This is a genomic window from Paenibacillus glucanolyticus (assembly GCF_037333485.1).
Classification (GTDB): domain Bacteria; phylum Bacillota; class Bacilli; order Paenibacillales; family Paenibacillaceae; genus Paenibacillus_AQ; species Paenibacillus_AQ glucanolyticus.
Window position 1 is genome coordinate 6,246,837 of the sequence record NZ_CP147845.1, and the last position, 12,744, is coordinate 6,259,580.

At 48.9% G+C, this 12,744-nt stretch carries 11 protein-coding genes; 3 read left to right on the top strand and 8 right to left on the bottom strand.

What is annotated here, in order from left to right:
- Positions 1-108 precede the first annotated feature (108 nt).
- On the top strand, positions 109-1,404 hold the full coding sequence (locus WDY75_RS28785) for a glycosyltransferase family 2 protein (protein WP_006207750.1): 1,296 nt from the start codon (positions 109-111) through the stop codon (positions 1,402-1,404).
- A gap of 98 nt (positions 1,405-1,502) precedes the next feature.
- On the opposite strand, the gene WDY75_RS28790 is transcribed toward WDY75_RS28785, so the two are convergent.
- The 3 genes from WDY75_RS28790 to WDY75_RS28800 all read right to left on the bottom strand — a co-directional run bounded on the left by WDY75_RS28790 (position 1,503) and on the right by WDY75_RS28800 (position 3,610).
- Positions 1,503-2,585: a DUF4179 domain-containing protein gene (locus WDY75_RS28790; RefSeq protein ID WP_063478374.1), complete on the bottom strand. Its 1,083-nt coding sequence runs from the start codon at positions 2,583-2,585 to the stop codon at positions 1,503-1,505.
- On the bottom strand, positions 2,582-3,115 hold the full coding sequence (locus WDY75_RS28795; protein WP_006207748.1) for a sigma-70 family RNA polymerase sigma factor: 534 nt from the start codon (positions 3,113-3,115) through the stop codon (positions 2,582-2,584). Before WDY75_RS28795 ends, WDY75_RS28790 begins: the two co-directional genes overlap by 4 nt.
- A 267-nt stretch (positions 3,116-3,382) precedes the next feature.
- The gene (locus tag WDY75_RS28800; protein WP_063478373.1) at positions 3,383-3,610 is read right to left on the bottom strand and encodes a DUF896 domain-containing protein; all 228 of its coding nucleotides are present in this window, start codon (positions 3,608-3,610) and stop codon (positions 3,383-3,385) included.
- A 328-nt stretch (positions 3,611-3,938) separates the two neighbouring features.
- Here WDY75_RS28800 and WDY75_RS28805 point away from each other — a divergent pair, with 328 nt between their 5' ends.
- Entirely contained in the window at positions 3,939-5,291 is a 1,353-nt protein-coding gene (locus tag WDY75_RS28805; RefSeq protein WP_063478372.1) for a sodium-dependent transporter, read from the top strand.
- A gap of 161 nt (positions 5,292-5,452) precedes the next feature.
- Positions 5,453-6,700, top strand: a complete 1,248-nt coding sequence (locus WDY75_RS28810) for a glycosyltransferase family 2 protein (protein WP_006207745.1) — start codon at positions 5,453-5,455, stop codon at positions 6,698-6,700.
- A gap of 377 nt (positions 6,701-7,077) precedes the next feature.
- On the opposite strand, the gene WDY75_RS28815 is transcribed toward WDY75_RS28810, so the two are convergent.
- The 5 genes from WDY75_RS28815 to WDY75_RS28835 all read right to left on the bottom strand — a co-directional run bounded on the left by WDY75_RS28815 (position 7,078) and on the right by WDY75_RS28835 (position 12,742).
- On the bottom strand, positions 7,078-7,731 hold the full coding sequence (locus WDY75_RS28815) for a response regulator (protein ID WP_063478371.1): 654 nt from the start codon (positions 7,729-7,731) through the stop codon (positions 7,078-7,080).
- Positions 7,710-8,435 carry a sensor histidine kinase gene (locus WDY75_RS28820; RefSeq protein ID WP_063478370.1) on the bottom strand — a complete coding sequence of 242 codons (726 nt, stop codon included), beginning with the start codon at positions 8,433-8,435 and terminating at the stop codon, positions 7,710-7,712. Before WDY75_RS28820 ends, WDY75_RS28815 begins: the two co-directional genes overlap by 22 nt.
- Entirely contained in the window at positions 8,432-8,563 is a 132-nt protein-coding gene (locus WDY75_RS28825; RefSeq protein ID WP_338841472.1) for a GAF domain-containing protein, read from the bottom strand. Before WDY75_RS28825 ends, WDY75_RS28820 begins: the two co-directional genes overlap by 4 nt.
- 1,081 nt (positions 8,564-9,644) lie before the next feature.
- A complete protein-coding gene (locus tag WDY75_RS28830) occupies positions 9,645-11,876 on the bottom strand; it encodes a family 78 glycoside hydrolase catalytic domain (RefSeq protein ID WP_063478369.1) in 2,232 nt (743 codons plus the stop codon).
- Between the two features lie 26 nt (positions 11,877-11,902).
- Positions 11,903-12,742: a carbohydrate ABC transporter permease gene (locus tag WDY75_RS28835; RefSeq protein ID WP_006207740.1), complete on the bottom strand. Its 840-nt coding sequence runs from the start codon at positions 12,740-12,742 to the stop codon at positions 11,903-11,905.
- Positions 12,743-12,744 lie beyond the last annotated feature (2 nt).

Genomic DNA, 12,744 nt, shown 5'->3' on the forward strand with positions numbered 1-12,744 from the left:
TATGCATCGGGGTCAGTATCGTTTTCTTCATTTCCATCCTTCTTCTTACGGTGGCGACCTTAAGCTTCCGGTCAAAAATCAAACGAAAGTACGATCGGGGGAGGTTCAGTGACTGACTTTTTGCTGGTCATCTCGATCATCAGTATATGGGTTGCCGTTCTGGAATCCATCATTATTATGGCCGGCGCGATTCTGTTCATTCATAAACAAAGCCGTCAGAAGCTGGTCAACCCCAGCAATCTGGAGGATTTCCCAACCGTAACGGTTATGGTGCCCGCGCATAACGAGGAGCTGGTCATCCAAGCAACGGTCGAGCACATTCTGCAGATGAATTACCCTCATCACAAAATGCAGCTGATTGTCATTGCCGACAATTGCAAAGATCATACGGCCGAGCGCTTACGCGCATTAAAAGCCAATGAGCGCTACCGGGACCGCAACTTTATCATCTTGGAGAGAACCGGAACCGGCGGCAAGTCGGGGGCCTTGAACGATGCGCTCAAGCAGGCCACAGGCGAATGGATCTGTGTCTATGATGCGGATGCCGCGCCTGAGAAGAATGCGCTGCTGTTCCTGACGCAGAAGGCGATGGAGGAGCCTGAACGCTATGGTGCGGTCTTCGGACGCAACAAAGCGCGAAATCGCGGACAGAATTTTCTGTCCCGCTGCATCAATCTGGAGCTGGTTACCATTCAGCGCGTGCACCATACCGGTCTATGGCAGCTTTTTAAGCTGGGTACCATTCCGGGCACGAACTTTATCGTGAAGACTGGGCTGATCCGGGAAATCGGCGGATGGGACGAACATGCGATTACAGAGGATACCGCTATATCGTTCGAGATTCTGACACGAGGACAGCTGATTGCGCTGGCTCCGCAAGCTGAGGCTTATCAGCAGGAGCCCGAGGATCTGAAGGTCTACATGAAGCAGCGCGAACGCTGGGCCAAAGGAAACTACAGCGTGGTTACCGATAATATTCATCACCTGTTTGACCGGACAAGCTGGCGGATCAAGCTGCACGTGCTGTATTACGCGGCCAGCTACTTCTGGTTCATGATTGCCATCATCATCTCGGATATCATCTTCGTCGCAAACATCGTGTACCAGATCATCGCGCTGTTTAATCCGGCTGTGGTCTCTCCCTTCCGGTTTGAGGGGGACGTGTACATGTACCTGATCATTGCATGGGCGTTAATGTATTATATCTACGTCCTCCAGATCAACCTGGCGCTCGCCACGGACATTGGTCAGAGCAACACACGCAACTTCATTCTATCCTGCGTATCGTATTTCACCTACGCCCAGCTGTTTCTGGTTATATCCATCAAAGCCTTTGTCTCCATGATGAGGGACAAGATCACGGGCAGAGAGTCCAAATGGTATAAAACCGAGCGGTTTGGATGATTAGGCGTATGCTGATCATGAAGAAGAGCGAGTTAGTGGGGCATTCCCCTCCTGACTCGCTCTTTTTCCCGTGCATTTTAACTCCGTATTAGACATGTTTATTCTTCAACAGGCAGGTTGAATTCCAGTTCAGGTATATATTTTTTTTTATGCTCTGAACTATACACATAAGGTCTGACCGTGATGGATTTCGGTTTGGTTGGGAACGGTTCGTACATGAACGTGAATGTAAGATGGCTGCCGGAGCCGCTGCCCATGGCACCAAGGGATTTGGCTATTTCCCCCTTCTCGTTCATCACCTCATAATCAATATTTATGAAATCTTCCACTTTATATTGATCAGGAACAGATTCAATGAACTCCTTAAGATCCTGGCCTGGCTTACCCGTGATGCTAACTATCATTTGCATTGTGGCAGGGGTAATTTTAAAGCTCCTGATCTCCATATGGATATTGTCATGTATTTTAGGCTCCTCCGATTTAAGGACCGCACGATCCGCAGCGCTATTTTTCACCGGAATGCTGAATCTAAACGGCTCCGATACGCTGATGCCTCGAATAACGACCTCTAATGTGAACTCGTCGGGCAGTCCCTCTGGCGACAAGGTCACGATATCCGAATTCGGCGCGCCATCCCCTACTCCTGTAATGCTGTAACCGTAATTCCCCAGTTCCTCCCCATCCACGTAAAATTGGACCCCATTCACGTCCCCGCGCTGACTGGCCTTACTGCCTAATTGACCAAACGATTCATTCTTGCCATCGATGGTCTGCCGGGTCAATACCATTGAAATACGACTTCCGTCATACATCAATTCTGATATGCTTATCGTAATCCCATCATGGGCAACACTCTGTTGAACTTCCGTTATCATGCCCTGTCGGCTAGCTGTTTTTAACCCTTCATCCCCGTCATTCAGAAAAATGCTACCTAAAACCGGTATGTTTTTTATAGCTTCGGCCATGACCGGGGAGATGAAACCCGATCCGATAATCAGTAACCCCGACGCCGCCACAGCCACCAACAAACCAGTCCAATATCGCTTTTTTCGAACAGGAGGACTATTCTCTATAATCCGATAAGTATGGTCTAAACGCATACGGATCGTATCCGGCAACTGCTGAACTTCCCCTGCTTCATCCTTCGCCTGTTCAAGTTCGTGATTAAGGTCATGGTTCATACGTTAACCTCCCCTTCTTTATGATTGGTAAGCCATTCTGATAATGTAACCCGAGCCCGGTGAAGACGCGTCTTAACAGCACCTTCGTTCAAATCGAGCATTTCCGCAATCTGTCGTAAAGGTAAATCCCGAAAATAATGCAGGATAATGATGGTGCGAGACACCTCCTTCAGTCTGTACACGGCTTCGCGCAGATCGATCCTAACCTCCGGGTTTGGTGCATCATATTGGGCTTCATCCAGGTTTAACAAGGGAATCATGCTGCTTCTTCTTCGGATGATAGTGTTGCATTCATTGATCAGGATGCGAAACAGCCATGTTTTGAAGAAGGACGGTTGCCTTAAACTCGGGAGCGATTTATAAGCTTTCAATATGGCTTCCTGCATGGCATCTGCACAATCCTCATCGTGTCGGAGAATGGCCTTCGCTATGCTGTACATTTGCAATTCTAACGGTTTAATCAGATTAATAAATGCCTCATGATTTCCATTCTTGGCGAGTTTAATCTCTGAATCTTGCTCCAATTCCAAAGCATAACCTCCCTTCAGAGCATCTTCGTTAACCAGATTTATGTTGGATGATTTCAATGATTAGATGTCCGGGGCTTTCAAAAGGTTACACCCATGCTGTATGTATTATATCGGAGCCACACCAAAAACTCCCGCAAGTTCAGTGAACCTGCGGGAGCTGTTATCTTAGGATATAAAAGTCTTTAAGGGGCTAAAAGTACGCAATAACACTTCGGATTGATAACTCACAGCCAGTAGTCCTTCTTTCAAAAAACCAGCTGCCGCAGTTCAATTATCTTTTAACTGCTTCTGCTTATCACGAAGCTTCTCGGGCGTTACATCGTTTCCGGCGGGATCCACGATGCTTAATCCCGAGAAGGTGCTGAGTACTTGTCCGCGAATCTCAAGCAAATATTCTTGGCGCAGGACCTGTTGCTCGTCTTTTTCCGCTGACGTGAGTGTGCCCTCCCGCTGTTTTTGGGCCAATTGATTAATCCGGATTAAGCTTTGAATCATGAATATCGCCTCTTTTCCGTTGAATTCATTTCGTATTATATCTTAATATAAAGATATAATATTTTAAGGCATTTGTCAATACTCTCCCCCTTTCCCACTCCCACTTCATAGTCGCCCGATTCCTTGATCGACAGCGCTGTCCTGGCTCAAACTTTATATTTCGGGTTTATTCATTTGCCATTCGTGGTTAATGTTAGTAGTGAAAACTTGGTTTTCGCAGCATACTAACAAACAGGTCCTTTATCCCTTAGGAAAAATTACTTATTCCTTTCTGGTGAACTTGCAATATAATAGAAGAACTTAACTCTAAACTACTGGGGGACCGTCTATGAAATCTACGCAAAACATCCCGGCAACGGGGAAAAACGACCGTTTTTCTTCAGCTGGTTTTATTCTGGCCGCGATCGGGAGCTCTGTCGGTCTCGGTAATATGTGGAAGTTCCCCTATATTACAGGCGAAAATGGCGGGGCAGCTTTCTTCCTGCTCTTCATCATCTGTCTCATCGTCATTGGTTTGCCTGTTCTGCTGGCAGAGCTCGCCATCGGACGAGCCGGCCGGGGAAGTGCAGCCACTTCCTTCGTGAAAGCCGGCGGTCCCAAAGCTTTCGGGCGTCTGGGACTGCTCCAGGTTATTGCTCCGTTTCTCATTCTGACTTTCTACGTTATCGTGGCTGGCTGGACGCTTCATTACGCAGTGATGTCCTTTAGCGGCAGCCTGTACAGCAATACGGACTTCGGTGGTCAGTTCAGCTCATTTACGGAGGGCTACATGCCGATTGTATGGCAGGTGGTTGCTATTGCAATCACAGCATGGGTCGTGGCAAAAGGCATCTCCGGAGGCATTGAGAAATTCAACAAGGTGCTGATCCCTGGCCTTATCATTCTCCTGGTTGTGTTGATGATTCGGGCGGTGACCTTGCCGGGAGCCGGGGAAGGCGTATCCTTCTTCCTGAATCCTGACTTCTCGAAGCTGAGTCCGGAAGCGGCACTGGTCGCGTTAGGACATGCCTTCTTCTCGCTATCGCTGGGTATGGGGATTCTGCTGACGTATGGAGCTTACGTGGATAAGCGGCAATCGCTAGGTCCGGCAACCCTTGCCATCGGTGCAGGTGACCTGATCTATGCGTTTATTGCGGGTCTCATTATTTTCCCGACTACCGCTTCCTTCGGTATCGAGCCGGATTCCGGACCTTCGCTTGTCTTTATTGCACTGCCGGCTGCCTTCTCGGCCATGCCATTGGGTGCTTTTTTCGGAGGGTTATTCTTTGTCCTTCTAGCTATTGCCGCACTGACCTCCTCTGTATCCCTGCTGGAGGTGCCTACCTCTTACGTCATGGACCGCTGGGGTTGGGGACGGACCAAATCCGTCATGATCATCGGTGCGTTGGTTATGCTGGCTGGTCTTCCCTCCGCGCTATCATTCGGCATCTTACCAGGACTAACCAATATAGGCGGCAAAAGCTTCTTTGATTGGCTGGATTTCATCACAGCTAATATCCTGCTTCCTGTCGGGGGATTAATTACGACGATCTTCGCGGGTTATTTCTGGAAGAGGGCTGCCGATGCCGCTGGTCTGAAGGCTGGCTGGTTCCGGGTATGGCTGTTCATGCTCCGTTATATTGCGCCAGTGCTTGTACTTCTGGTGCTGCTCCATACAACGGGTCTTATCAAGTTTGAATAGGTTGACCACAAGGCAATCTCTTAGCCTCTTGCGGGCGAACGAGGTTGCCTTTTTTATTCCCTTGCCCCAGGTTTACGAATTGAGAGTGTTCTGAAAACGACATTATCGATATCAACTTGATGGGTATCAGAAAATTCCAGTAAAAAAAGGTGGAGCAAGTCATGAATTTTGAGTATGTATTTGGTGTTGGATTAACCTTAATTCAGTACCTCCTGCTGTTCTTCTGGGCCTATTGGATGCTTATCAGTCTCTTTGGCTTTGGCAAACCGAAGAGACTGAAAGAACATGAGCCTGAGAAACGATTCCTTCTTTTGGTTCCAGCGCACAACGAAGAAGCGGTAATTGGACACCTGGTAGAGAATCTTCACAACATGGATTACCCGAGGGATCTCTATGAAGTGTGTGTTATTGCTGATGGATGCAAGGATAGAACAAGTGAAATCGCTAGAAAACTCGGTGCAACCGTTATTGAACATACATACCTGCCAGGAGAGCAAAAGGGAAAACCATATGGAATCAAATATGCGATTGAGCAGTATGGAGATCGGTTAATCCATGAGTTTGACGGTATCGCTTTCTTTGATGCTGACAACCTCGTTTCGTTAAACTATTTAAGGGAAATGAATAACCACTTGTTGAACGGGGATAAATTAATACAATGTTACCTGGATTCCAAGAATCCGAATGACAACTGGGTGACCATAGGCTACTCCGTAAGCTACATTTTCATGAACCGCTCCTGGCAGCTTGCCAAGTCCCGGTTAGGCTTAGGAAATGCCATCGGCGGAACGGGGTTCTGCGTAGATACGACCCTATTCCAAACGATCGGCTGGACTGCTCGTTCCTTAACGGAGGATCTTGAGTTTACGATGCAGTGCTTGCTTGAAGGCGTACCCGCTAGGTGGTGTCATTTTGCACGCGTGTACGATGAGAAGCCGGAGAGTTTCAGATCCTCCTGCATTCAACGTCTCCGTTGGGCAAGAGGGCACTGGGATGTCTGCTTCAAATACGCTCACAGATTAATGTGGCGATTCGTCACCAGACTGGACTTTAAAGCCTTTGATGGTTTGATGTACCTGATTAATCCTGGAAAAATTGTATTAAGTGCAACCACAAGTCTGCTTGTGTTCATATCTATGGCTACCGACTTATTAGATGCTCATCATTTGATTCCTTGGCAAGTATGGGTGATATGCTTGTTGTTCCAATTCATTTACGTAGGATACGCTCAGTTCCTCGATTCGAAGAATAAAGTCGGCATTTTCCGAAGCTATGTGTACCTGTACTTCTTCAATCTGACTTACGTACCGCTATTTCTTTGGTCACTCATCACCATGAAGAACGTCAACTGGAATCCAACAAAGCATACAAGAGCCCTTCAGTTGAGCGAGATTGAAGTGGATCAATAGCAATGTACATAGTGGATGAATATCACCAAAGCCGCAGGGAGCCTAGGCTCCCTGCGGCTTGCATTTCATCAGACCCATGACAAAGACTAGCAAACCAGGCTTTTAGCTCCAATACGCTAAGCGTGTGTTTCTCCTTTTTAAGCTGCTGAAACTACTATATATTTCGGACATTCCGCCAGCAATCGCTATTTCCCGAGAAATAATGACAAGCGCTCAGACCAATCTAAATTTATTATAAAATTAATTTTCATATTGAATGATAACTTACTAACATTTCCAGGATGAAGTAAAGAAACTATCGCCAAAAAAACCCGACACACTCTCAAATTGAAAGTCCATCGGGCTACCATTTACCATTATTCATCACCACTCGATTATTACAGCATCGCTTGCAGCCGGACGATCGCCTGTGCCCGATCCACCACTTCCAATTTGCTGTAGAGATTACTAATATAATTACGGGCAGTACCTTCGGCGATGTGCAGCATATCTGCGATTTCCCGGTTGTTCAGCCCCTGGACCATCAGTCTTGCCAATCCCTCTTCCCTTTCGGTCAATCGGATTCGATCCAGCCGGTTTCTCCGCATCACAGGATGGCCCTCCGTCATTTTGCTCATCCTTGCCGCCAATTTGGCTGCAACCGGAGCAGGAAGGATAAATTGGCCCGCGACCGTATCACGGATCGAGGCAATCATTTTATCTGCATCCATATCCTTCAACATATAACCGTTCGCTCCATGCGCCATTCCTTCTACAATGTAATCCGTCTCAATAAACGTAGTCAGAATGAGAATATAAATATCCGGATGGCTCTGCTTAATGTGCTTCAGGGCTTGAATGCCGTCCATGACGGGCATTTGAATATCGAGCAGCACGAGCCTGGGACGGAGTGTCTCCACCATTTCGCAAGCTTCTTCTCCGTTCTTGGCTGCACCGACCACCTCCATGTCATCTTCCAGATCCAGAATCGTCCGAAGGCCTTCCCGTGTTAACAGCTGGTCATCAGCAACTACAATCGTGATTTTTTCCATTCCTTTTCCCCAATCCATTGCATTTGGTAAGGCAAATCAATCCGCAGCATACAACCCTGTCCAGGTCTGGAATCGACCGACAAGCTGCCTCCCAGTTGTTCAACACGTTCTCTCATCGCTTTCAGTCCAAAACCCATCACAATCATGCGAGCTCCAATGCCATAATCCTGAAGCCTGAACTCCAGCCTATCTCCCACAGGCATCAGGCTAAAATGAAATTCCTTGCTTCCCCCATGACGGATTCCGTTAGTCAAGCCCTCCTGCAGCGCATGATAGATCGTCTTCTTGTAAGCCGTGGATAGCCACTCGGGCAGATCGTGGATAGCCGCATGAATGATGACGCCCGTATTTCGCTCCGTGTCCCGGATCAGCTCGTGGAGCATGTTGGCAAGGTCTGCATACTTGTCCTCCTTCAACATGTGCACGGAGCCCCGTATTTCATTCAGGCTGTGCCGAACCAGATCCTGTGCCTCATTCAGCCGCTGAACACCGCCCTGCATGTCCTTATAGAGCAGCCTCTTTCCGGCTTCAATCTGCAGAATTGTCGACGTAAGCGTGTGCCCAACAATATCATGAATTTCTTGAGCAATGCGATTCCGCTCCTCATAGACAGAGGCCTCTGCCAATGCAGCGGATGTTTCCCGCATCGAGCGCTCCAGGCTTCGCGTTCTCTCCTCCACTTGCTGCTCCAGATTCTCCTTCAAATATTGGATTCCGGTATATAACTAGCATTAGCAATCGAGATGGCGCATTGCGAGCCCAGCAGCTTCAGTACATCCAGCCGCTGTGGTGTAAATACGCTTCGTGACAGCTTGTTCTCCAAGTAGAGCACGCTGATCGACTTGCTGCTCTATATCAGATGAATAATGTAGCAGCACTTCCCTGCACTATGAAATCAAAAGATTCATCCCGTAATGGACAAAACGAATGGTGAAAACAGACCTCCTGTCAGAAGGTCTGTTTTCATGGCCTTGCATATTACTGCCAAGCATACCTTCCATTAGTTCCCCCATCTTCCGAAACAAACACCTCTTTCTATGTATTAATGATGTTTTTCATCGTTGTACCGAACACATATCATTTAATATAATGGAAGGGTCGTTCGACAAATAGTGAGTGCTGTCATCAAATTGTCATGTGACATTGATCCGTTTTTGGCGTGATGTAAGGTGTTTACCAAGTATTCGTGCCGCATCGTGCAGATTACTCAGGGTCAGGGGAAGTGCTTTCGGGTTTTTTCTTCTCTTGAGGAGCCTCTTCCAGTTTGAATTTATGGATGTCAATTCCTAGCTGAATACAAACGTCTTCTATTTTCAGATTAATAGTCATACATCACCCCAATGTACTCGCTATGACCTTACTTGTTATCCATCGATTGAAATCATGTTTCGTATCCAAAGCTAGGCGCCTTATGTCTCCTAAATATAATGCAAGGTCCGGTGACACCAATAGTGTGCGTTGTCATCAATATTGTCATATGACATCCACCTCGATTTGGTTAATAAGGAAATAAATGCAATAAAAGAACACTGATTATATTGCTCTTTTATTTATTTTCCACGCCATATTTCCAGTACGGCACCCGCTTTAGTCAGCATCATGCCGCTCGTTGCCAGCAATGAGTGAATTCCAGTTCCTAGTCAATCCCTCCCTCACCCAGCCGGTTCATCCCGTCCCACACAAACCCCGAATCTGAGTGTTGTCCCGAACCATGTCTGTTAGTCTTTGAATCGCCTCTATAAGTTCTGTAGTTGGAAATAACGAGTTTATCACAGATTTCGGAGAGGACTTTCCATTTGAGGGGAACGAAAAAGATCCCTCATCCGTTTTACACGGTATAAGGGATCCCTTCTATAATGTGTATCTGCATCCATCCGGGCAAAACCGCTCATGGACGGACATTCTATGGTAACTTACGCCTGAACCTCTGCTGCTTCCACTGCCCAGTTGATAAATGTATCTGTGCTCTCAAGGCGTTGACCGTCCAGCTCAATGACAATGTTCCAGCCCTGAGGATTGCGAACGGTCACGATCCGTCCAGCTCCCGCTTGCTGCGGTGCAATAGAGATATCCAGCGCGGCTTCACCTATCTTGAGACTGCTCAAGCTGCACTCACGATCCGACCAGGAGGTTGGAAGCTGAGGCTTGATATGGACCGTCTTCGCATGCGCACTTGGCGTCACGCCGAAGAAGTGGCGGATAACCGGAACCGTGAGGGCATACAGCGTCCATGCCTGTACCACGCAGCCGTAATCCGGGGACATCTCGGAAAAAGAGCCCGGGAGCACTTTCGAGAAGGACCCCAGCATTCTGCGCAGCAGTGCCAGCGCCTCGTCCGGATGGCCGTTGGCCGCTTCCGCTACCGCATGAACACCCGTCGAGATCGTCATGGTGCCTTGCTTATAGATCCCTGCAAGATAGGTGCCGTACTCTCCAATGAAGATGTCGGAACGCATAGTTTCAAGCGCCCGCTCGGCCTTCTCCGGATCGGCGATTCGGGTCTCCATCGGCGTCACGATGACCCAGTTCTTGTTAAGCAGCCATCCACGGTCAGCCTTCGCATCTTTGGCTTCCGTTAACATCTTCTCCAGGTACTTGCGATATCCCTGAATCCCTTCCCTCTCCGCCAGGGAAACCATATAATCGACCTTCGGTTCTATATCGCTTCTCGAAGCAACCGCATCTGCGTACAAACCTTCCGACTCGCACCAGTACACTTCGTTAATGGCGCGTACTGCCCGGTCTGCAAGCTCATTATACTTCTTCGCGTTCTCTTCCTCGCCCAGATACCTGCTCATGTCCACCATGGCCTGCAGAGCCTGCGCGGTATACACCGCACTGTCGATCAGTTCCATGTTAAGGCCTGCAATCTCAATGATGCCATAACCCGAAGGGAACAGGTCCCCGTCCGGATCCATTTCTTGCAGAAGCCAATCGATACCCTTCACGCAATAGCGGTAATGGCGCTGCAGCAGCTCTTCATCTCCCGTCCAGCGGAACAGCTCCCATACAAAAGCGATATAATGAGCCGTCTCCTGGGTATTCCCCGGGTTCGATACGGCGCCCATGGTCGTGATCTCATGCACGATTCTGCCGTTGCCGTTGGCTTCCTCCGATTTTTGCAGCAGAAGATTCAGCGTATCCTTCGCCAGCTGTGCATCCCCGATAGCAAGCACGCCTTGAAGGGAGTACGTATTGTCGCATCCAAACCACCACGGATAGGTAGGTCCCCCGGCAGTTAAGCCGCGTCCAATTCCATCCACCTTCTGCACCAGCCACTGATTGTTCCACTTGGCCCATTTAAAGGCTTCATTCAGCAGATCCTCACCGGCGATTTCCAGCTTCGCGCGGTTCTCCACTACTTCATACAGTGCCTTCTTCTCCTGAAGAAGCTCCTCATGCGAAGAGACAAGCTTGTTATATACCGCTGCACTCTCCTCCTGAGATTCGTAGGAGCCGGCAACAAACAAACGGAATTGCAGTGTCTCCTTCTCCTGAAGCTCGATCACTCCGCTCCGGAAGACGACACCCGTCCCGTTTCCGGCCGTAAACTCCGGCCCGTACACGGAGGCTCCCGTCTCTACCTCGGTCCCCGGTAAATCCGTACCGATCTGGACATACCAGTCATGGGCGCTGTCCTTCACCGCAACGGTTCGTTCGGAAGACAGGATGACTTCATCCTGTTCGCCGTCTATAATGCCGATTTCATCGGAGAACCAAACGGGACGAAGATCGGTACGAGCCAGCAGCTCCAGCTTCAGCCGCGTGGTTCCTTTTCCATAGGACAGCAGCTGGTAATCGGCCACCATTCCTTTTTCCAGCTCAGGGGCGAACTGAACACGCTCCAGCCGGACCGGAATATGGCCAAGGCCATGATCGTATTGGAACCGGCTGCCCCAAGGCTCACTCGTGAAGCTGTCCGAGCGGGACCAAACCGAAATGTTGCGGTCGATATCCGTGATTCTCAGCCAGAAGCCGTCCAGCAGCTTGATCGGGTGAAGCCATACACCGCCCATCTCGTTAGCGACATGGTGTCCGAAATCCGGGAAATAGCCATCCTGGGTTCCGCAGATTTTCATATACTCACCGGCGTTATAGTATAGATTGAAGGGGTGTCTGCTATTTAATCCTGATGTACCCTGCATGTCAGCCTCCTATGGCATCCATCCGGTCAACCTTTAATAGCTGAGGAGATGGATATGCCTTCGATGAAATATTTTTGTGCCAGGAAAAATACGATTAATGCCGGCAGCATAATCAGAATCGTAGCCGCCATCAGCATGTTCCATTCGACGTTATACAATCCCTTAAACATGGATAGACCCAGTGCCAGCGTATATTTATCACTGGAGTTCAGATAGATGAGCGGTCCCTGAAAATCATTCCAGACGCCCATGAAGGTAAAGATCGATACGGCAATCAGCGGTGCCACCGACAGCGGCAGAACGATCCGGGTAAAGATCTGGAACCGGTTGGCTCCATCCACAAAGGCGGACTCGTCCAGGTCCCGGGGAATGCCGCGCATGAACTGGCGGATCAGGAATATATTAAAGGCTCCGCCGCCAAAAAACGCAGGAATGATCAGCGGCAGGAAGGTATCCACCCAACCGATCTCCTTAAACATAATGAACATCGGAATCATCGTAACCTGGGAAGGCAGCATCATCGTTGCCAGCAGCACCAGGAACAGCGTTCGTTTGCCTTTGAAGTTAAATCTTGCGAATCCGTAAGCACAGATGGCCGAAGATAATACGGTTCCGATTAAGACCGGAATCAGAATCATGACGGTATTGCCCAGGAACTTGAAGAATGGTACGGCCTGCACGGCATCCCGGTAGTTGGTCCAATGCCACACGGTCGGGAAGAAGTTATCTTTGAACACCTCGGCCGGTGATTTCAGTGAGGTGAAGAAGGTCCACAGTAACGGCACAATGACGATAAGAGCCCCGGTAATGAGCGCCAGCATGGACAGGATATGCGGCAGGCTGATACGCTTGGCAGATTGATTCATGA

Coding starts and splice junctions, on each gene's coding strand:
- WDY75_RS28810 (WP_006207745.1), top strand. CDS start 5,453: ATGAATTTTGAGTATGTATTTGGTGTTGGATTAACCTTAATTCAGTAC.
- WDY75_RS28815 (WP_063478371.1), bottom strand. CDS start 7,731: ATGGAAAAAATCACGATTGTAGTTGCTGATGACCAGCTGTTAACACGG.
- WDY75_RS28790 (WP_063478374.1), bottom strand. CDS start 2,585: ATGAACCATGACCTTAATCACGAACTTGAACAGGCGAAGGATGAAGCA.
- WDY75_RS28830 (WP_063478369.1), bottom strand. CDS start 11,876: ATGCAGGGTACATCAGGATTAAATAGCAGACACCCCTTCAATCTATAC.
- WDY75_RS28805 (WP_063478372.1), top strand. CDS start 3,939: ATGAAATCTACGCAAAACATCCCGGCAACGGGGAAAAACGACCGTTTT.
- WDY75_RS28800 (WP_063478373.1), bottom strand. CDS start 3,610: ATGATTCAAAGCTTAATCCGGATTAATCAATTGGCCCAAAAACAGCGG.
- WDY75_RS28835 (WP_006207740.1), bottom strand. CDS start 12,742: ATGAATCAATCTGCCAAGCGTATCAGCCTGCCGCATATCCTGTCCATG.